At 51.5% G+C, this 21,482-nt stretch carries 22 protein-coding genes and 1 other annotated feature; of the genes, 5 read left to right on the forward strand and 17 right to left on the reverse strand.

Annotated features, from left to right (window positions below; all coding sequences use genetic code 11):
- Window positions 1-45: 45 nt before the first annotated feature.
- The 4 genes from O9139_RS30890 to O9139_RS30905 are packed head-to-tail and all read right to left on the reverse strand — an operon-like array spanning window position 46 to window position 3,482.
- The gene (locus O9139_RS30890; RefSeq protein ID WP_270885580.1) at window positions 46-648 is read right to left on the reverse strand and encodes a response regulator transcription factor; all 603 of its coding nucleotides are present in this window, start codon (window positions 646-648) and stop codon (window positions 46-48) included.
- Window positions 645-1,832: a sensor histidine kinase gene (locus O9139_RS30895; protein WP_270885581.1), complete on the reverse strand. Its 1,188-nt coding sequence runs from the start codon at window positions 1,830-1,832 to the stop codon at window positions 645-647. Before O9139_RS30895 ends, O9139_RS30890 begins: the two co-directional genes overlap by 4 nt.
- A gap of 3 nt (window positions 1,833-1,835) precedes the next feature.
- The gene (locus O9139_RS30900) at window positions 1,836-2,576 is read right to left on the reverse strand and encodes an ABC transporter permease (RefSeq protein ID WP_270885582.1); all 741 of its coding nucleotides are present in this window, start codon (window positions 2,574-2,576) and stop codon (window positions 1,836-1,838) included.
- 21 nt (window positions 2,577-2,597) lie between these two features.
- Entirely contained in the window at window positions 2,598-3,482 is an 885-nt protein-coding gene (locus tag O9139_RS30905) for an ABC transporter ATP-binding protein (protein ID WP_270885583.1), read from the reverse strand.
- 139 nt (window positions 3,483-3,621) lie between these two features.
- Between O9139_RS30905 and O9139_RS30910 the strand changes: the two genes are divergently transcribed.
- Genes O9139_RS30910 through O9139_RS30925 form a run of 4 tightly spaced genes read left to right on the forward strand, consistent with a single transcriptional unit; the run spans window position 3,622 to window position 7,674 of the window.
- Window positions 3,622-5,214 carry a spore germination protein gene (locus tag O9139_RS30910; protein WP_270885584.1) on the forward strand — a complete coding sequence of 531 codons (1,593 nt, stop codon included), beginning with the start codon at window positions 3,622-3,624 and terminating at the stop codon, window positions 5,212-5,214.
- Window positions 5,211-6,320, forward strand: coding sequence for a GerAB/ArcD/ProY family transporter (locus O9139_RS30915; RefSeq protein WP_270885585.1), 1,110 nt, complete (start codon window positions 5,211-5,213; stop codon window positions 6,318-6,320). Before O9139_RS30910 ends, O9139_RS30915 begins: the two co-directional genes overlap by 4 nt.
- Window positions 6,310-7,482, forward strand: a complete 1,173-nt coding sequence (locus O9139_RS30920; protein ID WP_270885586.1) for a Ger(x)C family spore germination protein — start codon at window positions 6,310-6,312, stop codon at window positions 7,480-7,482. Before O9139_RS30915 ends, O9139_RS30920 begins: the two co-directional genes overlap by 11 nt.
- Before the next feature lie 6 nt (window positions 7,483-7,488).
- Window positions 7,489-7,674 carry a hypothetical protein gene (locus O9139_RS30925; RefSeq protein ID WP_270885587.1) on the forward strand — a complete coding sequence of 62 codons (186 nt, stop codon included), beginning with the start codon at window positions 7,489-7,491 and terminating at the stop codon, window positions 7,672-7,674.
- 12 nt (window positions 7,675-7,686) lie between these two features.
- Here O9139_RS30925 and O9139_RS30930 read toward each other — a convergent pair whose 3' ends face one another.
- The 3 genes from O9139_RS30930 to O9139_RS30940 all read right to left on the reverse strand — a co-directional run bounded on the left by O9139_RS30930 (window position 7,687) and on the right by O9139_RS30940 (window position 11,516).
- Window positions 7,687-10,227 (reverse strand): DNA internalization-related competence protein ComEC/Rec2, encoded by a 2,541-nt coding sequence (locus O9139_RS30930; protein ID WP_270885588.1) that lies wholly within the window; start codon window positions 10,225-10,227, stop codon window positions 7,687-7,689.
- A gap of 110 nt (window positions 10,228-10,337) precedes the next feature.
- Window positions 10,338-10,850 (reverse strand): deoxycytidylate deaminase, encoded by a 513-nt coding sequence (locus O9139_RS30935; RefSeq protein ID WP_270885589.1) that lies wholly within the window; start codon window positions 10,848-10,850, stop codon window positions 10,338-10,340.
- Between the two features lie 84 nt (window positions 10,851-10,934).
- A complete protein-coding gene (locus O9139_RS30940) occupies window positions 10,935-11,516 on the reverse strand; it encodes a ComEA family DNA-binding protein (protein WP_270885590.1) in 582 nt (193 codons plus the stop codon).
- Between the two features lie 143 nt (window positions 11,517-11,659).
- On the opposite strand from O9139_RS30940, the gene comER reads away from it, so the two are divergent.
- Window positions 11,660-12,508, forward strand: a complete 849-nt coding sequence (gene comER, locus O9139_RS30945; protein WP_270885591.1) for a late competence protein ComER — start codon at window positions 11,660-11,662, stop codon at window positions 12,506-12,508.
- A gap of 4 nt (window positions 12,509-12,512) precedes the next feature.
- On the opposite strand, the gene leuS is transcribed toward comER, so the two are convergent.
- The 10 genes from leuS to O9139_RS30995 form a co-directional block, all read right to left on the reverse strand.
- Entirely contained in the window at window positions 12,513-14,975 is a 2,463-nt protein-coding gene (gene leuS, locus O9139_RS30950; RefSeq protein ID WP_270885592.1) for a leucine--tRNA ligase, read from the reverse strand.
- Window positions 14,976-15,049: 74 nt separating this feature from the next.
- Window positions 15,050-15,288: a binding site (T-box leader), on the reverse strand.
- A 69-nt stretch (window positions 15,289-15,357) separates the two neighbouring features.
- Window positions 15,358-16,116 (reverse strand): class I SAM-dependent DNA methyltransferase, encoded by a 759-nt coding sequence (locus O9139_RS30955; RefSeq protein ID WP_270885593.1) that lies wholly within the window; start codon window positions 16,114-16,116, stop codon window positions 15,358-15,360.
- A gap of 1 nt (window position 16,117) precedes the next feature.
- The gene (locus O9139_RS30960) at window positions 16,118-17,011 is read right to left on the reverse strand and encodes a CvfB family protein (RefSeq protein ID WP_270885594.1); all 894 of its coding nucleotides are present in this window, start codon (window positions 17,009-17,011) and stop codon (window positions 16,118-16,120) included.
- Complete coding sequence (gene rsfS, locus O9139_RS30965) at window positions 17,008-17,355, reverse strand: ribosome silencing factor (RefSeq protein ID WP_270885595.1); 348 nt, start codon at window positions 17,353-17,355, stop codon at window positions 17,008-17,010. The genes O9139_RS30960 and rsfS overlap by 4 nt, the downstream gene beginning before the upstream one ends.
- A 27-nt stretch (window positions 17,356-17,382) precedes the next feature.
- The gene (gene yqeK / locus O9139_RS30970) at window positions 17,383-17,949 is read right to left on the reverse strand and encodes a bis(5'-nucleosyl)-tetraphosphatase (symmetrical) YqeK (RefSeq protein ID WP_270885596.1); all 567 of its coding nucleotides are present in this window, start codon (window positions 17,947-17,949) and stop codon (window positions 17,383-17,385) included.
- Window positions 17,939-18,526 (reverse strand): nicotinate-nucleotide adenylyltransferase, encoded by a 588-nt coding sequence (locus O9139_RS30975; RefSeq protein ID WP_270885597.1) that lies wholly within the window; start codon window positions 18,524-18,526, stop codon window positions 17,939-17,941. The genes yqeK and O9139_RS30975 overlap by 11 nt, the downstream gene beginning before the upstream one ends.
- Window positions 18,527-18,563: 37 nt before the next feature.
- The gene (gene yhbY, locus O9139_RS30980; RefSeq protein ID WP_270885598.1) at window positions 18,564-18,854 is read right to left on the reverse strand and encodes a ribosome assembly RNA-binding protein YhbY; all 291 of its coding nucleotides are present in this window, start codon (window positions 18,852-18,854) and stop codon (window positions 18,564-18,566) included.
- Between the two features lie 17 nt (window positions 18,855-18,871).
- Window positions 18,872-19,732 carry a shikimate dehydrogenase gene (gene aroE / locus O9139_RS30985; protein WP_270885599.1) on the reverse strand — a complete coding sequence of 287 codons (861 nt, stop codon included), beginning with the start codon at window positions 19,730-19,732 and terminating at the stop codon, window positions 18,872-18,874.
- A 55-nt stretch (window positions 19,733-19,787) separates the two neighbouring features.
- Window positions 19,788-20,903, reverse strand: coding sequence for a ribosome biogenesis GTPase YqeH (gene yqeH / locus O9139_RS30990; RefSeq protein ID WP_270885600.1), 1,116 nt, complete (start codon window positions 20,901-20,903; stop codon window positions 19,788-19,790).
- Window positions 20,904-20,921: 18 nt separating this feature from the next.
- A complete protein-coding gene (locus tag O9139_RS30995) occupies window positions 20,922-21,416 on the reverse strand; it encodes a YqeG family HAD IIIA-type phosphatase (RefSeq protein WP_270885601.1) in 495 nt (164 codons plus the stop codon).
- Window positions 21,417-21,482: the final 66 nt, after the last annotated feature.

A 21,482-nucleotide genomic window follows, 5' to 3' on the forward strand; every position in this document is an offset into this window, starting at 1 on the left:
TAAAAAAAGCTCTCCCTCACGGGAGAGCCGCTGCATGCTGCATCATCAATTCAGCCAGCCGTTCTTCTCAGCGATTGCAATCGCGTCGATCCGGTTCTTCGCATCCAGCTTTTGCAAGATTTCGGACACATAGTTGCGGATCGTGCCGCTGGACAAGAATAACCTCTTCGCCATTTCATTGGCTGACAGTCCTTGTGAGATGAGTTTCAAAATCTCTTGTTCTTTCGCCGTCAGCGGATTTTGCGCGTCCCAGAATGTGAGCGCCAACTCCGGCGACACCGCTCGGCCGCCGCCATGCACTTTGCGCAGCGCGGCGCTTAATTCTTCAATCGGCGCGTCCTTGAGCAAAAAGCCCTGCACCCCTGCCCGCATCGCCCGCTGAAAATACCCGGACCGGGAAAACGTGGTCAAGATGACCACTTTGCAAGGCAAGCCGCTCTCTTTTATTATTTCCGCGACATCGAGTCCCGTCAGCCTGGGCATCTCAATATCCAGAATGCAGAGGTCTGGGGTCAGCTTCTGAATCAGCTCCAGCGCATGCTCCCCGTTCTCCGCTTGGCCAATCACATTGATATCACCTTCGAGATCGAGTAAGGCGCTAAGCGCTCCCCGCAGCATCCCCTGGTCTTCAGCTATGATTACTTTCATACTTCCTTCCCCTCCCCGGCGCTTTCAGCAGAAGCCGCCTTCAGTTGTTGCTCCGTAGACTGGTGCTTAATAATAATGGGAACCTGAATTGTCAGCATCGTCCCTGCCTCAGTTCCCTTGTGAAATGTCATCTTCCCGTCAATTAGCTCCAAGCGCTCTTGCATACCCAGCAGGCCGCGGCCCGATGATGGCACCGGATCAACGCCCGCTTTGTTCTCACAGCCTTTGCCGTTATCCGCGATCGTCATCACCCAATACCCGGATTGTTCCTTCAAGGAGAACGTGCAGCGTGTGGCACCGCTATGCTTAATCACATTCGTGACCGCTTCCCGCAAACACATGCCCAAAATATTATGCACCATCGGCGGCGCCTGCAGCTTGCCGAGTTCCGCATGGCTGTCAAAAGCAATCGATGCCGCTTGCAAAATCGCTTTGGACTGCGTAATTTCATCACTGAGAGAGATTGCATTCATGCCCGAGATCAGTTCCCTCACTTGTTTCAAGGCCGCTCGGGACGTCGCTTGAATATCTTTCACTTCCTGCACGGCGCGTTCAGGCGCTTTCAGAATTAGCCGCTCTGCCAGCTCGCTTTTCAGCGTAATTAAGGAAAGGGTATGCCCCAGCGTGTCGTGAAGGTCGCGCGAGATGCGCTGCCGTTCTTCAATCATGGCCAAGCGGGCAATCTCGTCATTGGCGAGCATCAGCTTCTCGCGCAGTTCATTCGCTTTTTGCCGGGAGCGGATGCCAAAGGGCAGAAAGATTAAAACGACAAGGGTTGGGAAAATATACCAGGAGCTCGCATTGTAAAATTCTATGAAATTGAGCCAGACAATCGAAGACACATTGATCAGCAGTAATGCCACTGCGGCATAAAACGACCGGTTCTGCGCGATCATGCCGATGATTGGAATCGTATAAAAAAACATGAAAACCAAGTAGGGACTGTAAGTCAGGCTGAAACCTGTAATTAATATAAACAGTACCAGGATATATAGGATCCGCCGTTTGCCGTCTTTGAAGCCCAACAGAACAAGCGCAACGAACACCGCTAACAAAGTAAAGCCGATCCACCTTTGTGGATTCGGCCTCGATAGGATGCTGCTGAAGGGAAAGATTAAGTAGAACACCCAGAAAATCCAAAAGTTTTCAAAAGGTTTTCTTCTGTTGCCTAGCACATTCTTCATACGTTAGACCGCTTTCTGTTTTTTTAGAATATAGGTAGATAATACCATAAAAATGAGCAGATAGGCGGCTAGAATGCAGATGCCTGATAGACTAAGCCCACCTCCGGCAATAATGTTCCATGCACCTTGACCAAAGCGAAAAGATGGCGAGAACGACGCGATCTGCTGCATCACCTTCGGCATGATTTCGGTCGGGAACCATAGCCCGCCAAGAATCGAAGTTCCCATGAACACAATTTGCGCTACAACTTGGGTCACTTCTACGCTTTTCAAGGTGCCGATCAGCACGCCCAAAGCCATAAAAGGCAGCGCGCCGAGCCATATCCATAGCCCGCACAGCACCCATTGCAAAAGAGAAAGCTCCACCCCTTTGACGATGCTGCCGATAAGAAACATAACGACAATGGTCACCAAATTCACGATCGATTGGGAAACAATTTTGGATAAGACATAGGCGCTGGAAGGCAGCGGCGTAATCTCGATCATGCGGATCCAGCCTTGAGTTCGCTCCTGGGCAAACCTGATGCTCAGCGTATTGACACAAGCGCCAACGACGCCGAATACAGTCATGGACATCAAATAATACGCTTTCCAGTCAACGCCGCCGACTTGCGTTCTATCTCCGACCGTTGAAGTAAAAATGAAATAGAAAATAGCCGGCATAATGATTGAAAATACGAAGAAACGCTTATTGCGAAATGTTCGTAATAATTCCGCCTTACACTGGGCGATCATCGCTCTCATCGTTCCACACATCCCCCTTTATTATTGTTGAACCAAAAATTGAAAGGCATCCTCAAGTCCGCCTGCATGAATCTCGATATCTTTCATGTCCAATTGCTTTTGCACCATGGCGGATATCACTTGGTCGGTATTAGGACTGATGATTTTCACCTTGCGACCGCTCCACGTCACGCTCGTAATCATCGGAATCCCCTCCAGCATCTCGGCCGTCAAATCAGGGCCAGCGGTAAACTGAATCGTTTTTTGATGCGTCGACGCTTTGATTTCCGCCGGAGTGCCGTCCGCGATTAATTTGCCTTTATTAATGACGACAATGCGATCGGCGATGCTGTCTGCCTCTTCCAAGTAATGCGTCGTCAAAATAATCGTACGACCGCCGGCCGCCATGCCCCTCACCGTATCCCAAAAATGCTGGCGTGCTGTCACATCCATACCAACGGTCGGTTCATCGAGAAAGAGCACGGACGGATCGCCAGCCAGCGCTAAAGCAAAGCCGAGTCTGCGCTTCTGACCGCCTGACAGCGAGGAAGCACGCTTATTTCTCTCCGCCTCCAACCCTGACACTTGGAGCAGCTTCGCAAGGTCCAGCGGTCGGGAATAGTAATGGCGGAACAAATCGATCGTTTCGAGCACGGTCAAGCCTTCGATGACATTCACATCCTGCAGCATGGCTCCGATCCGGTCTCGGACGTCGCGGTCTTGCGGCTTGCCGCCGAGAAGACGGATCGTGCCATCCGTCGGTTGCAGCAGTCCCAGTGTCATGGAGACTGTCGTTGTTTTGCCTGCCCCATTAGGACCCAGCAAAGCCACGACGCTGCCTTCCTCAATCGTTAAAGACACGTCATCTACAGCCCGCTTCCCTTTAAACTCTTTACTTACGTGATCCAGCTCAATGATCGGCTTCAACAGCTCCACCTCATAACCTATTTGATGCTTTTATGTTACCGGACTGCCAAAGATTTGGTAATTCACGAGTATCATCGCTTTCGAATGACAAATGTCATATCCGATTAATTCCAGCCAATCTGGAGAATATTAAGTAAGCATGTTGAAAGCGAGGGATATCAGCAGCATGTTCAAGCAATTATTCGGCAAACATCCGGCATCAAGATCATTCACGAACAAAGCCGCTCAGACGGCTGCGGAAACATCCAATCAACGCATTTACCCGCTTGTTCAGGATAATTTGCAAGCCATCAAGCAATCGCTGCATCATCCCAGCGATCTGGTCATTCGATCGTTTACCGTCGGCCCGAGCCAAACTCTGTGTGCGACCGCCAGCATCGACGGTCTTGTCGATACGGCGCAAATCAATGAGCAGCTGCTGAAGCCGATGATGCATTCCTTTGATTATGTGACTTCCAGCGCCGAAGAAATGTGCTCTGTTCTGGAACAGCAGGTGCTCTCCACCTACCAGGTGAAGCGCATTGCTACGATGGATGATGTGATATACAACATTCTTTCGGGGAATACGGTGTTGTTCATCAATGAAAGTCCGGATGCCATTGCTGTAACGACGATCGGGTGGAAATCACGAGCCATTGAAGAGCCGCAGACGGAGTCCATTATCCGTGGCCCACGAGCCGGCTTTACCGAGGACTTGCGTACAAACACGGCCATGATCCGCAGAAGAATGAAAGAGCCTAATCTCGTCTTCGACAATTATCAAATTGGCCGCCGGGGTAAGCGTGATGTCGTCATTGCCTATATTGTAGGCATTGTTCATCCCGACCTTGTGAAGGAAATTACAAAGCGCGTTCAATCCATCGATATTGATGATATCGACGGCTCCGGATTTCTCGAGCACTGGATCGCCGACAGTTTCCTTAGTCCTTTTCCACTCATTTTAAACACAGAACGGCCGGATAAAGTAACTACCTCCCTACTGCAAGGACGCGTTGCCATTCTCGTCGACGGAGACCCGTTTGCGCTCATATTGCCAATTACTTTTTCTTCCAGTCTGCATTCTCCGGAAGATTATTATCAGCATTGGATGATCTCCTCCCTGACCCGAGTCCTGCGGTTAGGAGCCGCTTTTATCGCAACTTTTTTGCCTGCATTGTATGTCGCTCTACTGGAATATCATCATGGCATGATCCCGTCTAAGCTGGCCTTCTCAATAGCCGGTGCAAGGGAGGGTGTGCCTTTCCCGGCGGTGGTCGAAGCATTCGCTATGGAGATTACGCTCGAGCTGCTGAGAGAAGCCGGACTTCGCCTACCTAAGCCCATCGGTCAGACGATCGGCATTGTCGGCGGTCTGGTCATCGGCGAAGCGGCTGTTGCCGCGGGCATGGTCAGTCCGGTTATGGTTATCGTCGTCGCGATTACAGCGATTGCTTCCTTTGCACTGCCTTCCTATTCGTTCGCCATCACATTGCGGATGATCCGCTTCGGCATTATGCTGGCAGCTGCATTTTTTGGTCTCTTCGGCATCATCCTGACGTACATCATGATCAATGTACATATTACCAACCTAATGAGCTTTGGTATTCCGTATTCAACGCCGTTTGCCCCGCTGCTTAAGCAGGATTGGAAAGATCTCATCCTGCGCGTGCCCACCATTTTCTTGAAAAGGCGCCCGGAAATGATGCAGCCGCAAAACCCAGACAGAATGAAAAAGGAAAGCGATCCGTCATGAAATATTTTGAATATGGAGATCCAAAAGTTACCGCCCTTGACATGTGTGTAACCATCGCTTCCATGATTATCGGCGTTGGCGTGCTGAACTTGCCGCGCGAGTTGGCCAAAGTGACCAAATCCTCCGACGGCTGGATTTCAATCGCCATCGCCGGGCTCATAGCCATAGGCGCAGCGTATCTGCTTGCCAAAATTGCTGTGCACTTCAGCAAACAAGGCTATTTTGCGTATACGGCAGCTGCTGTCACCAAGCCTGTAGCTTATGTGATTACATTGCTGCTTTCCTTTTATTTCCTTTCTTATTGTTCCTATGAAATTCGAGCGATCGCCAACATTTCCAAACAGTATCTGTTCGAGCGTACGCCTGTGGAAGTAATCGCCCTAAGCTTTTTTTTAGTCGTCATTTATGCGGTATCCGGCAGTCGTGCCGGTCTTATACGTCTTAATCTGATGACGATCCCGTTTATTTTCGGGATTACGTTTGTCGTCTTATCTTTTAGTTTAACGAAATTGACTGTTGCAGATTTAAAGCCTTTCTTCATATCCAACTTCAGCGAGTTGGTCTCAGGGGTCAAAGCCAGCGTATTTTCTTTGCTTGGGTTTGAAGTTGTATTGTTGTATATCACCATGATGCATAAGCCGCAACTTGCACCCAAGGCAGCAGCGATTGGCGTTGCACTTCCGGTGATCATGTACTTGGCCATTTATATCGTATGCGTAGGTGTATTTTCGCAATTTGGTTTACAGGAAGTATCTAGCCCGGCTGTAGAGCTCGCGAAGGAAATGACAATTCCAGGCGAATTTTTCGAACGCTTTGAATCCATTTTTTTTACGATTTGGATTGTCACTGTCTACACGACAACTTGTATGGCTTTTGATTGCTGTATTTACACACTTAGATCCATGTTCAAAAAAATCAAGCATATGCCGGCGGTCTATACGTTAAGCCCCATTATTTTTTGGGTGAGTATGTTTCCCCGGGATGTCAACAGTTTTGCAAAAATGGGTGATTACATCAGCTATTTAGGCGTAGGGGTTGCGGTGATCGCACCGATGTTGATTTACTTGTTCGCGAAATTCCGTGGGGTGAAAAGCGATGCGGCCTAAAGTGTTCTTCCGAATTGTAACCATTCTAAGCTGCTTGATGCTGACCACAAGCTGCTGGGATCGCGTCGAAATTGACCAACGCGGCTTCGTCGTCGGTGTAGCGATCGATCCTGATGAGCATGCCAAAAACAGTCAAAAAGGCACCTACCAATTTGTTGTTCCCGCAGGGCTGAAACAGAACAGCCGCGGAGCCAGCGATTCGTCGCAAAAAGCTTTTTTTAATCTAACAAGCTCAGAGCAATCCATGTCGTCATTAGCAGGCAAAATTGCCAATTTAACAAGCAGGTCTCCCTACTTTGAACATCTAAAATTAGTCATTATTTCCAATGAAGTCGCGCGAAGCGGTTCGCATATGGCTGATATTTTAGACTTTTTTCTCCGCAACAACGAAATGCGAAGAGGAGTTCAAATATTAATATCCGAAGGCAACGCAGCGGATATGCTAAAGATTAATGCCAACATTGAGCCTATGCCTGTGGACTACATCAACTCGATCGCCAAAAACAATATGAAAACCAATTTCATGCTTCCACAGTCGCGTATAGGCGATGTTCACGAGTATCTTGTCAAACATCGCAGCTTCGCCATTCAGAAAATAAAAATCGAAAATGGCAGCGTCAACCTGCAAGGGGCGGCCATATTCGACGGGCATTCGAAAAATTTTATCGGGTTTCTCTCGGGGGCTGAGACGCAGGGCCTGAACTTTATTACCGGAGATATTAAGGGAGGCATTGTTGAAGCTGTGATCAACGGGAGTTCTGTCGATTATTTAATTAAACAGTACAAACGGAAAATATCGCTGGAAAATACCGATCCGAATCATCTAAAATTTCATATCCAATTGCTTTCCGAAGGAACACTTGACAAATCCAAAGCAAATCTCGATCCGTTAGATGCCACGGTAAGTCACAACTTCGAGGAGAAATTTCAAAAAGAGATGGTTACCGCCGCCATGAAAACCGTTAAAAAACTGCAGCAAACCTACAAGAAAGATGCGCTGGGCCTTGGCGCTTATTTATATCAGAACCATTATCAGATATGGAAGAAAGTTCAAGATAATTGGGAACAAGGGCAAAATTTGTTTTCCCAAGCGGAGGTTGACATCGAAGCTACTGCCATACTCCGCAGAGTCGGCAACATCAATGAAATATCGAAGGAGTAAGCAGCTATGCTGAATCGAATCCTCGGGGAATTCCCCCAGGGTATGGTCATTATTTGCACCATCCTTTCCTTCCTGATTCCGTTTACGATCAATACCATAAACGCGAGGCTTCACAAGTACGGCGACCCGCCATGGAAAGCTGTAGGCAAGCAAGAAGACGAGACAGATCCGCCATCAGGCGGCCAAGTATAGCATGCTCTAGCACTACACCCGCATTCTATAAAAAATCTTCCCTTGACGAATTTCGAATTGAATCTCCCCCCCTTGATCCGTCCGGAACACCTTGATCCCTGACTGATCCAATCGCTGCACAACTTCCGGGGAAGGATGCCCATAACTGTTCACAGCGCCGACTGAAATCACCGCATAAGCGGGTCGCCAATAATCGAGCCATGCTTGAGTCGTCGACGTTTTGCTGCCATGGTGTGCTACTTTCAGCACATCAACAGGCGCATGAACAATCCCCGCTTGATCCGCCTTGGCCAGCTGCTCCAACACGGCGCCTTCCGTCCCTTTCTCGATATCACCGGTAAACAACCAACGTGTCCCCATCATGTCCAAAATAAACACAACCGATTGTCCGTTTTGCTCTGCAGCGACATCCACTTCATCGTCTTTTTCACGAAATGGATATAGAACTTGCAGATTCGTCTCCGCATCGATAGGTATCCAACCACTCGGCTTAGCGGCCAGCAGCGGTACCTTACGATCAAGAGCTGTGCGGAACAAGCGTTCCAAGCTCGCCCCAGGCTTATACGTGCCGTTAAATAGAAACTGCTTCACCGGAATTTGCTCCAGCACCGCCTGCAAACCTCCGCTATGATCGGCATCGCCGTGCGTCAGCACGAGCAGATCGAGGTGGTGAACACCTCTTTTTTTGAGCAGCGGCACAAGCAATTTGCGGCCAACTTCATACGGGTCTTTGCGCTGCTTCCATTCCTCGCCTTTTTTGGAAAAGCTCAACGTCCCTCCGCCATCAATGAGAATGTGCTTGCCATGCGGCGTCCGGATCAGCATACTGTCACCTTGACCGACATCAATGAATTGCACGCGCCCGGAACGATCCAGCTGGTCAGGCGAATAGCCGATCCAAAGCAGGGCCAGCAAACTGCTGACGCAGATCAAAATTGCTAACCGCGAATAACCATGCCATATTTGCGATGAAGCGTCGAAGATGGGCGGAAGATCCGACTTCTTTAATTGCCGTCTGTAGTGTAATAACCCGTCCAGGATGACGACAAGCATATAAAACAATGCCATCCAAGCGAAGCTTGGTGTCGGCCAAACCATGCGGAACATCCGCAGCAATTGCAGCAAATCCGTCAGCCAGAACACAGCCTCATTGAGCGCCGACACCAGCCAGCCCAAGCATCGACCTGCGGGCAAAAATAGCAGGCTGGCGGTTAAGGCCAACAACCCTGCCGGAAATACCACCATACTGATAACTGGTACAAGTACAGCGTTCGCCAACCATGACAGCAAGGAAAATTGATTAAAATAATAGATGGAGACAGGAAAGGATATCAATTGCGAAACAAGCGTGATCGAAATCGTATTCATCAGCCACGCCTGGGGAATATAATCCTCCAGCAGCCGGTTCACCCGCTGCACACCGAGAATGAGACCTAATGTGACTAAAAAAGAAAGCTGAAAGCTGACATCCAAAATATAATACGGATTCCACAACAGCATCAGCCAGGCGACGATCGCCATGATATGCAAAACATCCTTCAGCAGGCCTCGCCTGGCTGCATAGAGAGCGACCATCGCCATAAGGCCTGCCCGCACAATCGACGGCGAAGCACCCGTAAGCAATATGTAGAAGGGCAGCAGCAGCATCGCGACCAAGAGATACGTCTCTTTGGCCAGCTTCATTCGGCGCATGATCCATATACAGACGCCGAGAAATACGGACACATTCAGCCCGGATATGGCTAAAATATGAGTCAGCCCCAGCTCGGAAAATTGCTGGAAGCGCTCTGGATCGAGATCGTCCTGCTCCCCGATCAGCATGCCTTTCATGAATCCCGCGTGTTCGTCCGGGAATATCTTGTCCATGCGCCTGCTGAGTGCCTCGCGCAGCCCGTCGTTCCAGCGCAGCAGCTGAACGACGCTAAAGCGCAGCGCCGCAGGCTCGACCTGCGCCTGCTCCACCCCTTTGACAGCCAGCTGCCAATGGGTGTAGTGCAGGCGCAAATATCGGCGGTAGTCGAAGCCGCCGAAGTTGCGCGCCTGGGACGGGCTGCGCAGCGTCCCAGCCAGCGTAACGGCGTCGCCTCGGCGCCAGCCCGCCGCCACAGCCTGCTGCTCCTGCTTCAGCAGACGCAGCGAAACCTGCACGCTTTCCCCGCCGAGCGGGAAAGCGGACTCCCCTAGGAAGCGGACGGACGCCGCTTCCACTTGAAAGCTGGCCCTGTCACCGTCGACGTTGACAGGGCTGGACAGACGGCCGCTCAGCGCGACTTCGCTGCCGTCGAGCATCCGCTGCTGGCTGAGCGGCAGCAGCGCCGAAACATTGCGCTGGTCGTTCCACGCGTAGTAGCCGAAGGCTACACCGACCAGCAGCAGCGCCCCGACCGGCAGGCGGCCAGGCAGCCGGAGCGCATACAGGACGATGAGCGTGCCTAGCAGGATCACGCTCATCGTCAAGGACATCCATGGCAGCTGGATGTGCAGCGCCAGTGCATAGCCAGTTATCCACAGACAGCATCCTAGAACAACTGGCCGTTTGATCTGTGTATCCAAGTTCAATCAGCCTCCTTGCTGGTGCAAACAACAAAGAACCTCCCCCTACGACAAACCGCCCAAAAGCAGATTTGACCGTAAAAAGAGGTTCTTCCTCATTCGTTCATTCATTAATTAATCACTTCTGTAATCGTTCCTACTGGAGGCTCGTAGCTTTCCATGCGGCGGAAGGTGATTCCCCGCGCAAGCATCAGCTGACCTACCTTCTCTTGATCCTTAGGATAGCTGCGATGAAACACGATCTCCGTCACACCGCTGTTGGCCAGCATGTTCGCACACGTCCAGCACGGCTGATCGGTGACATACACAGTAGAACCTTCGCGGTCTTCGCGGTCCGTAAAAAGCAACAAATTCTGCTCAGCATGGATCGTGCGTATGCAGCGCTGCTTTCGGATCACTTCCTCTTTGCCGTCGACAAGCTTCAATTCGACTTCTTCAACAAGCATGCACCCGGCTTCGCTGCAGTCAGGCACCCCCATCGGCGCGCCGTTATACGCGGTCCCCAAAAGCTTCTTGCCTTGAACCAACACAGCCCCGACGTGTCTGCGATTGCATTGCGACCGTGTGGAAGCCATGTAGGCGATATCCATGAAATAGGTGTCCCAATTTTTACGAGTACTCATAACGCTCCACAGCTCCTCCCAGGCTTATCTGTCTGTTCATCTTCTCTCCTATTCTCTCACAATTTCTAGTAAAACAAAATAGAGCTACGTGGTAGCCACATACACCAGCGGCTTTAGCTTCTCTAGCATTTTCGCGCCGATGCCTTTGACTTCCAGCAATTGTTCAACACGCTGAAACTTGCCTTTCTTCGTGCGATGCTCGACAATGGCTTGCGCCTTGCTCGGTCCGATCCCCGGCAATGCGTCCAACTGCTCGGCGGTAGCCGTATTTAAATCCAATCGGGTTTCGGTTTTGGTATCACTGTTGTTCGCTTTCGGTGCAGCTGTTTGCTGCCCTGCAGGTGGCTGGGCGGTCAAGGGAGCGGCTGTTTGTAAACTTGCTGCCGGGATGGACGATGGCGAGACGGCTGGCAAGCCTCTTGACTCAGGAGGTTGAACGCTCGGGGATGAAGCTGCGGAGCTCTCTTGCCTGGGACTCGCTTGGGCAGCAGCTTGCGGCTTATTTTGCCCGTCAATCAGCTGCTGCATGGAACTGTTCACAGGCTGGAATTCCGTCTGGAGCCATGTGCGGCCGCCGAGGGCAAATTGCCAAAGCACATAACCGAATAAACAGGCGAGTACGGCGCCCAGGAGGTACCATCGCCCCTTTTTTACGAATAGAATCACGAATTCTCTCCTTTCATAGCATCAAGATTCATAAACGTGCATATAAATAAAAAAGCTTCAGCTTGGAAAATCATGAAAACCCAGTTCAAACCAATTCCATATGAACAACGCGGGTAATTGAACTTTTTGGGAGGGATTACTTGATGATAGCAGGATTCATAGGTACTGGGAGTATGGGAAGTATTCTCATTGAGGCATTTATTCATTCAGGTGCATTCAATCCGGAGCAAATCGTCGCCAGCAATCGGACGATCAGCAAAGTAGAGCTTTTGGCCCAAACTTACGCAGGGCTTCAAGTAGCCCGATCCAATAGAGAAGTAGTCACGCGCAGCGATATCATTTTTATTTGTGTGAAGCCGGGTGAGTTTAAGAAGGTTATCGATGAGATTAAAGAGGACGTGCTTCCCTCGCAGATGGTGATCTCCATTACGAGTCCGATATTAATTCAGCATTTGGAAAGCACACTGCCAGCAAAAATTAGTAAAATTATTCCTAGCATCACGAATTATGTGTTGAGCGGAGCTACGCTGTGTATTCATGGTAACCGTATGCAGCCTGAGGATCAGGAATGGCTGGAAAATCTGCTCGCGCATATTTCCTCACCGATTCGCGTATCAGAAAATTACACGCGTATTTCATCGGATTTATCGAGTTGCGGGCCCGCTTTTCTAGCTTATTTCTTACAATCATTTATCAATGCTGCAGTGGAAGAAACTGGGATATCCAAGGAAGAAGCGACGCTTCTCGCCAGTGAGATGACGCTCGGTACAGGCAAGCTGCTTACGACAGGAGGGTTTGATCCGGCTACTTTGCAAAAGCGTGTCGCTGTGCCAGGTGGTATTACGGCGGAAGGATTACGGATCATGGATAATGAGCTCGTGGGGATGTTTCAGCAGGTCGTGCGTGCGACACACACCAAATACGCAGAAGACCTTGAGAAGGCTGAACAGCTTCTATGTACAAAGCAGCAGCCTTCCCAAGAACCTAACTAACGCATTAACCTACAACGATATTGACAAGTTTGCCTTTAACAACAATCAACTTGCGAACGGCCTTTCCGGCGGTCGCTTCTTTCACTTTGTCAAGATTCTGCGCCATTTCTTGCATCGCAGCCTCTTCCATGTCTTTGGAGATCAGAACGCGTTCGACAATTTTGCCATTCACCTGAACGACAATCTCAACTTCATTGTCAACCGTCCAAGCTTCATCGTATTCCGGCCATGGCTCGTAAGTAATCGAAGCTGTGCCGCCCATTTTCTCCCACAATTCTTCAGCGATATGCGGTGCGATTGGAGACAGCATTTGCACGAAGTTTTTCATCGCTTCCAGCGGCAGACGCTCGGTCTTATAAGCTTCGTTGACGAAAATCATCATTTGGCTGATCGCCGTATTAAACCGCAGGCCTTCAAGGTCTTCGGTAATTTTTTTGATCGTACGGTGCCATGTGCGCTTGAACGTTTCGCTGCCAAGCGTTTCCTCCGCACTGATCTTGCTGTTTAACTGGCCATTATCTTCCACGAACAAGCGCCATACGCGTCCCAGATAGCGGTAAATACCGTCTACGCCGGTCGTGTTCCATGGCTTCGTCGCTTCCAGCGGTCCCATGAACATCTCATACATCCGCAGCGTATCCGCACCTTGTGCGCCTACGATATCGTCCGGATTCACGACGTTGCCGCGCGATTTGCTCATTTTTTCCATGTTCTCGCCGAGAATCATACCTTGGTTAACGAGCTTGTGGAAAGGCTCTTTCGTGTGAACGACGCCAAGATCGTACAGCACTTTGTGCCAGAAGCGCGCATAAAGCAAGTGAAGTACGGCATGCTCAGCACCACCGATGTACAAGTCAACCGGCAGCCATTGCTGCTGCAGATCATGCGAGCACAGCGCCTTGTCGTTCTTCGGATCGATGAAACGCAGGTAGTACCAGCAGCTGCCAGCCCATTGCGGCATCGTGTTCGTTTCGCGGCGCGCTTTCATACCGGTCTCAGGATCAATCGTATTCACCCAGTCGGTGACATTCGCCAGCGGAGATTCGCCTGTGCCGGACGGCTTAATCTCATCGACTTGCGGAAGCAGCAGCGGCAGCTGGTCTTCAGGCACTGGTTTCATCGTTCCGTCTTCCAGATGAAGAATCGGGATCGGCTCGCCCCAGTAACGCTGACGGCTGAATAACCAGTCGCGCAGGCGGTACGTCACTTTCCCGCGGCCTTTGCCGTTCTGCTCCAGCCATTCAATCATGCGGCTGATCGCTTGTTCGTTGTTCAAGCCGTTCAGCAGCTCGGAATTCACATGCTGGCCGTCCCCGGTGTACGGTTCCGACTGCACATCAGAGCCGCCTTGAACGACTTCGATGATCGGCAGATCGAATTGTTTGGCGAATTCCCAGTCACGCTGATCGTGACCCGGAACAGCCATGATCGCGCCTGTGCCATATCCTCCAAGGACATAGTCGGCGATCCAGATCGGAACTTTCGCGCCGTTCACTGGATTGATCGCATAAGCGCCGGTAAACACGCCCGTCTTGTCTTTCGCCAGATCGGTACGCTCCAGATCGCTCTTGCGTGCAGCTTTCTCCTGGTATTCTACAACCGCGGCTTTCTGTGCCTCTGTTGTAATCAGCGCGACCAGCTCATGCTCAGGCGCCAGGACGCTGTACGTAGCTCCGAACAACGTGTCCGGACGCGTTGTAAACACCGTCAACGTATGACCTGAGTGTCCGTCAATCGCAAACTGCACTTCAGCGCCCTTCGATTTACCGATCCAGTTGCGCTGCATATCTTTGATGCTCTCCGACCAGTCAAGCTCTTCGAGATCTTCCAGCAGGCGTTCCGCATACTCGGTAATCTTGAGAATCCATTGACGCATCGGCTTGCGGATAACCGGATGACCGCCACGCTCGCTGAGGCCGTCAATGACTTCTTCATTCGCCAGCACCGTGCCGAGCGCCGGGCACCAGTTCACAGGCACTTCGTCCACATAGGCAAGGCCCTTCTTGTACAATTGGATAAAAATCCATTGCGTCCACTTGTAATACTCCGGATCCGTCGTGCTGATCTCGCGGTCCCAGTCATAGGAGAAGCCGAGCGACTTGATTTGACGGCGGAACGTATCGATGTTCTTATTCGTAAAATCACGCGGGTCGTTCCCTGTATCCAGCGCATATTGCTCAGCCGGCAGACCGAACGCGTCCCAACCCATCGGGTGAAGGACATTAAAGCCTCTCATCCGTTTAAAACGGGAAACGATATCCGTTGCCGTGTAACCTTCCGGATGTCCAACGTGCAGACCTGCTCCAGACGGGTACGGGAACATATCGAGTGCGTAAAACTTCGGTTTATCCGAGTTTTCCAGCACTTTAAACGTCTTGTTCGCATCCCAATACTTCTGCCATTTCGGCTCGATCGCCTGCGGGTTGTAACCCACTTGCTCTCTTGTTTCTTTAACTTCCTGTGTCATGTGCCAAATCCTCCCTAACGCTTAACAATGTGCTTCAAAAATATCAAAAAAACCCCTCATCCCCAGCGGATATCGCTAGGGACGAGAGGTTGATTTCCCGTGGTACCACCCTAGTTAACACACGGCATGCTTCGCCAGTGTTCACTCTGCCCCTTAACGCGGGTGAGACGATCCGGCTAGCGCCACCGTTGTTGACGGCGTTCACCTTCTAGCTCTGAGGCGAGTTCACTTACGCTAACTTGCCGGCTTTCACCACGATCCCGGCTCTCTGTAAAATCTGCGCTAAGCTACTATTCCTCTTCAAGGCTTTAACATCTGATTAGCTATGATTATATGTAAAATAATGCCGTGATGTCAAGCCGGAAGCCGTTTTCTCCGCAGCCTATTTCCTCGCGATGAAAAATGCGCGCTCCGTCCGAGTCGTCGGCGGCGCCCAAGTGAAATCGCCTGCCAACTGCACTTCCGCAAAACCGGCTGCGCGAAGCTGCTCTTCCAACCAGCGGAGCGGATAAGCGCGCTGCACATGCGTCTCGTCTATCCGCCGGAAGAGTCCGGCCGAGCCGTCCTGGACAAAGATCGTCAGCTCATGCTCGATCTGCACCCGCTCTTCGTCCAGTTCGCTCGTCCAAATATAGGCAACATCATCCTCATTCAAAAAGAACGGCTGGGCATCGGCGTAAGCAAATAGCTGTTCCGGCGTATGCACGTCGAACAAGAAGATGCCGCCCGGTTTCAAGCCTGCATATGTCTGCTGGATAGTTTGAATGACATCTTCTTCCTCCAGTAAATAGTTCATGCAGTCACAAAACGAAATCGCTGCGTCCACCTGCTCCTCCAGCTCCCACTCCCGCAAATCTTGCTGGATCCAGCGGATCGAACCTGGTTTCAGTTGGGCGCTGTGCGCTTCGGCCTTTTGCGCGGCGACGGCCAGCATATCCTCGGACAAGTCGATGCCGGTAACCCGATAGCCTTCGGCTGCAAGAGGAATCGCGATCGTGCCTGTCCCGCAGCCAAGGTCGACCACCGTTACTGGCTGCAAAGCATACCGTTTGAAGCATTCCCGGGTAAACCGAAGCCAATCGCCATAAGGCATGCTTTCCATCAAGCGGTCATACGTATACGCAAACCGTTCGTAACTCATGTTAGACCTTGGTCTCCTCTTGTTTCAGATACGTCCAATTTTCCTGCTGGTAAATGAGCCCTTCTTTCATCAGCTTGCCGAGCGCCCGCTTAAACGCAGACTTGCTCATACCGAAGCGATCGCTGATAATATCGGCAGCGGTCTGATCGGAGAACGGCATCGCGCCGTTCGGCCGCTCTTTGAGCAACGCCAGGATGCGGTCTGCATCCTCATCGCGTCCTTTTTCCTTCGCCAAGCGCATGGAAAGGTTCACGCGTCCGTCATCCTCGCGGACGAATACGATGCGCACTTGAACCGTCTCGCCGACGCGCAGCAGGCGTGTGCGTTCCGAGCTCGCGATCAAGCCGATAATGCCAAAGCCGAGCACGCCAGCATCGCAGATGACGAAAGTCCCCATCTGCAAGGGCTTGTACACGCGCGCTTCCACCCACTGGTTGCGCCAGCTGGAAGGCGCTCTGACGCATAGTGGCGCTAAATCTTCTTCCGTAGCCAGCTTGGCGATCAAACGGCCTTGACGATCATGGGCCAGCGTCACATAAATCTTATCGCCTACTTGCGGTCGCAGGGATTCGAGTTCTGGTACGTGCTTATAAGGCAGCAGTAAGTTACGGCCGAGACCCATTTCCAAAAAATATCCAAATCGCGGATGGATATCCACGACTTCGAGCAAAGCAACCTCACCCAGAATCAGGTGAGGGCGCTTCATTGTCGCCATAATCCGATCCTGGGTATCGTGGAACAAAAACACTTGCGCGCGTTCGCCCGGCTTGATTGTACCGACGACCTCGCCATATGGCAGCAGCACATCTTGCGTGCCATCGGTCAAAAAGTAGCCGTTAGGCGGAACTTCTCTCGCCACCTCTAGGCTGACGAGAGATCCTGCTTCCATTCTCATACGCGCTCCACTACTTTGGCATCGGACCAAAGCCTCTCGATGTTGTAATATTCACGGTCGTCGCGGTGGAATACATGGAGTACGACATCTCCCAGGTCCAGCAGCACCCATCTAGCAGTATCAATGCCTTCGAAACCTCGGACATGAACACCGTATTCTTGTGCTTTCTTTCTGGCTTCGGTGGCGATCGCCTGCACCTGTGTCTCTGAATTTCCGTGACAAATAACGAAGTAATCGGCAACCAAGGAAATGCCCTGCAGGTTTAACGCCACCACGTTCATCGCTTTTTTGTCTTCTGCTGCTTCCACCACGAAAGCCATAATTGCCTCTGGGGTCATGCTCATTCCATCATCCTCCTATTAAGGTGAGAGTCAATCTTGAATTTGTTTCAATAAATCATTTCTTGTCAAAATGGTTAAAGGATAAATCCGCTTGCCTTTGGAAAGCAAAAAACTGATCGTAGAGTCGAATCCGGCAATCAGCGCCTTTTCAAGACTATGTTCAGCGATTTCACGAATATTATGCACACCTGGAAAGTCGCGGCCCGGCTCCATATAATCGGCTAAACAGACGACTTTGTCCAGCAGCGTCATGCCCTCTCGCCCCGAGGTGTGATAGCGGATCGCATCCAGAATTTCCTCATCGTCAATCCCGAATTCGGTTTTGGCGATGTAGGCGCCTGCATGCGAATGCCACAGTTCTTTATCGTAGTCCAGCAAGTCCTGCGGCAACTGATTTGCTCGGATAATGTTGGCCTGATCCTGGACCGGCCAATACTTGCAATAATCGTGCAAGATTGCGGCCAAATCCGCCTTCACAGGATCTGCACCGAAGCGCTTGGCTAGCACTACGGATGTTTCCATCACGCCTAAGGTGTGCAGCCAGCGTCTTTCCGGCATCTGTTGTTGCACAGCGGCAATCAGCCTCTCACGATTCATACAGATGATTCACCTCCATGTAGGCCCGGACGGCTTCAGGGACCAAATAGCGTACGGAACCGCCGATCCGGCGTTCTTCCCGAATCGAGGTCGAAGAGATTTCGACCTGCAGCATAGGCACGATCGTTACGCAGGAACTGATCGACGAAGGCAGATTCGACATATCCAGCTCGTAGCCCGGTCGGGCTAAACCGATGAAGCGAATGAGCTGGGTAATCTCATCGATCCGATGCCAGTTCGGCAAATACTGCACCATGTCGGCGCCGATAATGTAGGCGAACTCCGCATCTGGATGCAGGGAACGAAGCAGCTTGATCGTATCGATACTATAAGATACGCCGCCTTTACCGATTTCGATATCCGTCGGACGAAAAAAAGGATTTCCTTCCGCCGCGAGACATACCATGTCCCAGCGCTGATCTGCCGTCGCTTTCGGCGCGCGTGGCTTATGCGGCGGCACATTGGCCGGCATCAGCCATACTTCATCGAGCCCCGCTCCTATCCGCGCCCGCTCCGCTGCGATCAAATGACCGTTATGGATCGGGTCGAAGGTGCCCCCCATAATTCCAACCCGCATGCTTCCACCTCTTTGACTGGCGTGTAACGGCCGTTGCCTACGGCAGCTCGATTTTCTTCTTGTCGCGCGATTCTTTGTAGAGCACAATAATTTTGCCGATCACTTGAACCAGCTCAGCACCCGACTTCTCCGACAGCTCTTGGCCGACCTCGTCGCGATCCTCGCCGCTGTTGTTCAGCACGGTAATTTTGATCAGCTCCCGTACTTCCAACGCTTCCTCAATGTGGCGGATCAAATGATCGTTCACTCCACCCTTCCCGACTTGGAAGATTGGATCAATATGGTGCGCGAGCGAGCGCAAATAACGTTTTTGTTTGCCTGTTAACATGATGTGTCCCTCTATTCTTATTCAGCTAACGACTGTTCTACCACCTGTCTCATCGCCGCTACGGGCGCAGGGGTGCCAGTCCAGTATTCAAAGGCGTACGCGCCTTGATAAATAAACATGCCGAGCCCGCCGTGAATGCGCGCGCCTCTAGCTTCGGCCTCCCGCAAAAAGCGGGTGATGCGCGGGTTATAAATTAAATCGCTGACCAGATGCTTGTCGCTCAGCAGATCGACCGGCATCGGCAATTCGTCGACATGCGGATGCATACCGGCCGATGTGGTGTTGACGATTAAGCTGACGGCGCCTGCCGCTTGCTCGACTTCATCCAAGCCCAGCCCAACGGCTTGCGTGTAAGCTTGAATCGTCTGCGCCAGCTCCACGGCCCGCTCTTTGGTGCGGTTGGCGATGTAGATGCAAGCCGCCCCTTCCTTGGCCAAGGCGTAAGCGACGCCGCGAGCCGCTCCGCCCGCGCCGAGCAGAAGCACGGCTTTGCCCTGCAGCTCGATGCCCGTCTCTTCCTTCAGGGAGCGGACATAACCAATACCGTCCGTATTATAACCGATGAGACGGCCGTTCTCGTTCACGATCGTGTTGACGGCACCGATTACCTGCGCGCCTTCATCGATCTCATCGAGGTACTGCATGACCTCGACCTTGTGCGGTATCGTCACGTTGATACCGCGATATCCGAGCGCGCGGATGCCGCGCACGGCATCGCCAAGCGCTTGCGGGCTCACGTGAAAGGCGGCGTAAGCCGCATTCATACCCGCTTCGCGGAATGCCCGATTGAGCATAATTGGCGAGCGCGAATGACGTATCGGATCTCCGAATACACCATATAAAATCGTGTGACTGTCAAGCGTCCGGTTGTTCTCCATCTCTGTGATTTCCCCCCAAGAGCTTTCCGCTGAAAAGCCGGCTAAGTTGCTGCAGTTAAATTAAAGATTCCCTTAATATAACTTTAATGCCCTTTGGCGCGTGCACCGCGATTTCCGCTCCGGCATCGCTGTTCACTTTGATCCAGCCGAGTCCCGAAATCAGCACGTCCACCTTTTTCCCCTTCGGTACATGAAACGGGTGTTTGACCAGCTTGGGCAGCTCGTCCAAATCGGCTTTCACCGGCGGCGCCAACATTTCGCCCTTATGATTGTCGTACAGCTCGTCCGCTTTATCCAGCTTCGTCCGGTGAATCTGAATCGAATTCGGCGTGTAACAAGTGAACGATTGGTGCTCGCCCTTTATGAAATCAAAACGCGCCATGGCGCCGAAAAATAACGTCTGGCTTTCGTTCAGCTGGAATACCATCGGTTTAAGCGGCTTATCCGGCATAATCCGTACCAAATCGCGCTTTTTTACAACTTCCGTCAAGCGATGTTCGTACACAATTCCAGGCGTATCGACGATAAAACGGCCGTCATCGAGCGGGATTTTCACCAAATCCAGCGTCGTTCCCGGATATTGCGAGGTCGTCAGCTCCGCATCCAAATCGCTGTAATCGCTGATCAAACGGTTGATCAGGGTCGATTTGCCGACGTTGGTGGCCCCGACCACATAGACGTCCCGGTTCCCGCGGTGCTCGGCCACTGCCGAAATGACGCGCTCGAAGCCCATATTTTTCTTCGCGCTGCAAAGTACGATATCGACAACTTTCAGGCTGTGCTCTTTGGCCCGGCGTTGAACCCAGTTGATGATCTTGTTCGCGTTCGTCACTTTAGGCAGCAAGTCGATTTTGTTCACGACGAGCAGGATCGGGTTATTCCCGACAAAACGCGCCAAGGAACTGATCATACTGCCTTCAAAATCGAAAATATCAACGATATTGACGACCAGCGCTTTCGTCTGTCCGACATGCCCCAGCAGCTTCAGGAAGTCGTCCTGCTTCAGCGTAACGCTGGAGGCTTCGTTATAATGCTTGATGCGATAACACCGCTGGCAAATAATCGGTTCCTTCTGGAACGCTTCTACCGGCACATACCCGAGCTTGCCCGGCTCTTCAATCTGCAGCTCTACGCCGCAGCCGGCGCAATGGATTATTTCTTCTTTGCTCATGAATCCTCCTAAAACCCTCTATTTCTTCATCATCGATAGAGCCAGCTTCTCGATGCGGCGGTTAATCTTCGTAAAAAATCCTTCGTCCATAATGGAAATAGGCTGAACGAGGATCGTATAGAGCCCCATCCGATTGCCGCCAAGGACATCGGTTAACATTTGATCGCCGATCACAGCAGTCTGTCTGGCATTCGTTCCCAGCAGCTGCATGGCTCTGTGGAATGATACATTGGTAGGCTTCTTAGCCCGGTAAATGAATGGAATACCAAGCGGTTCGGCAAAAGTGGAGACTCGTCCGCGATGATTGTTGGATACGATCACCACTTTAAATCCAAGCTGCTGTACACGTTTCAGCCATTCAATCAGCTCCGGGGTCGCATGCGGATCACGCGCACCGACGAGCGTATTATCCAGATCTGTAATAATGCCGCGAACGCCAAATCCCCATAGGTGATCGACGTCGATATCATAAATCGTGTGTACGGACTGTCTCGGCACGAGCTTTTTCAGCAAACCTATTCCCTCCAACTGATTCCTCGACATATACGTGAAACTATACCATAGTGACCCGCTTGTTGC

The organism is Paenibacillus aestuarii (assembly GCF_027789125.1).
In the GTDB taxonomy this organism is placed as follows: Bacteria; Bacillota; Bacilli; order Paenibacillales; family NBRC-103111; genus Paenibacillus_E; species Paenibacillus_E aestuarii.

What these genes read in the sequence shown, in the direction of transcription:
- leuS (WP_270885592.1), bottom strand. Translation starts at nt 14,975, where the DNA reads ATGACACAGGAAGTTAAAGAAACAAGAGAGCAAGTGGGTTACAACCCG.
- O9139_RS30895 (WP_270885581.1), bottom strand. Translation starts at nt 1,832, where the DNA reads ATGAAGAATGTGCTAGGCAACAGAAGAAAACCTTTTGAAAACTTTTGG.
- O9139_RS30975 (WP_270885597.1), bottom strand. Translation starts at nt 18,526, where the DNA reads ATGCGGGTTGGAATTATGGGGGGCACCTTCGACCCGATCCATAACGGT.
- O9139_RS30910 (WP_270885584.1), top strand. Translation starts at nt 3,622, where the DNA reads ATGTTGAAAGCGAGGGATATCAGCAGCATGTTCAAGCAATTATTCGGC.
- O9139_RS30960 (WP_270885594.1), bottom strand. Translation starts at nt 17,011, where the DNA reads ATGAGAATGGAAGCAGGATCTCTCGTCAGCCTAGAGGTGGCGAGAGAA.
- O9139_RS30925 (WP_270885587.1), top strand. Translation starts at nt 7,489, where the DNA reads ATGCTGAATCGAATCCTCGGGGAATTCCCCCAGGGTATGGTCATTATT.
- O9139_RS30935 (WP_270885589.1), bottom strand. Translation starts at nt 10,850, where the DNA reads ATGAGTACTCGTAAAAATTGGGACACCTATTTCATGGATATCGCCTAC.
- O9139_RS30920 (WP_270885586.1), top strand. Translation starts at nt 6,310, where the DNA reads ATGCGGCCTAAAGTGTTCTTCCGAATTGTAACCATTCTAAGCTGCTTG.
- comER (WP_270885591.1), top strand. Translation starts at nt 11,660, where the DNA reads ATGATAGCAGGATTCATAGGTACTGGGAGTATGGGAAGTATTCTCATT.
- O9139_RS30900 (WP_270885582.1), bottom strand. Translation starts at nt 2,576, where the DNA reads ATGAGAGCGATGATCGCCCAGTGTAAGGCGGAATTATTACGAACATTT.
- yhbY (WP_270885598.1), bottom strand. Translation starts at nt 18,854, where the DNA reads ATGTTAACAGGCAAACAAAAACGTTATTTGCGCTCGCTCGCGCACCAT.
- aroE (WP_270885599.1), bottom strand. Translation starts at nt 19,732, where the DNA reads ATGGAGAACAACCGGACGCTTGACAGTCACACGATTTTATATGGTGTA.
- O9139_RS30955 (WP_270885593.1), bottom strand. Translation starts at nt 16,116, where the DNA reads ATGAGTTACGAACGGTTTGCGTATACGTATGACCGCTTGATGGAAAGC.
- O9139_RS30915 (WP_270885585.1), top strand. Translation starts at nt 5,211, where the DNA reads ATGAAATATTTTGAATATGGAGATCCAAAAGTTACCGCCCTTGACATG.
- yqeK (WP_270885596.1), bottom strand. Translation starts at nt 17,949, where the DNA reads ATGAATCGTGAGAGGCTGATTGCCGCTGTGCAACAACAGATGCCGGAA.
- O9139_RS30890 (WP_270885580.1), bottom strand. Translation starts at nt 648, where the DNA reads ATGAAAGTAATCATAGCTGAAGACCAGGGGATGCTGCGGGGAGCGCTT.
- rsfS (WP_270885595.1), bottom strand. Translation starts at nt 17,355, where the DNA reads ATGAGCATGACCCCAGAGGCAATTATGGCTTTCGTGGTGGAAGCAGCA.
- yqeH (WP_270885600.1), bottom strand. Translation starts at nt 20,903, where the DNA reads ATGAGCAAAGAAGAAATAATCCATTGCGCCGGCTGCGGCGTAGAGCTG.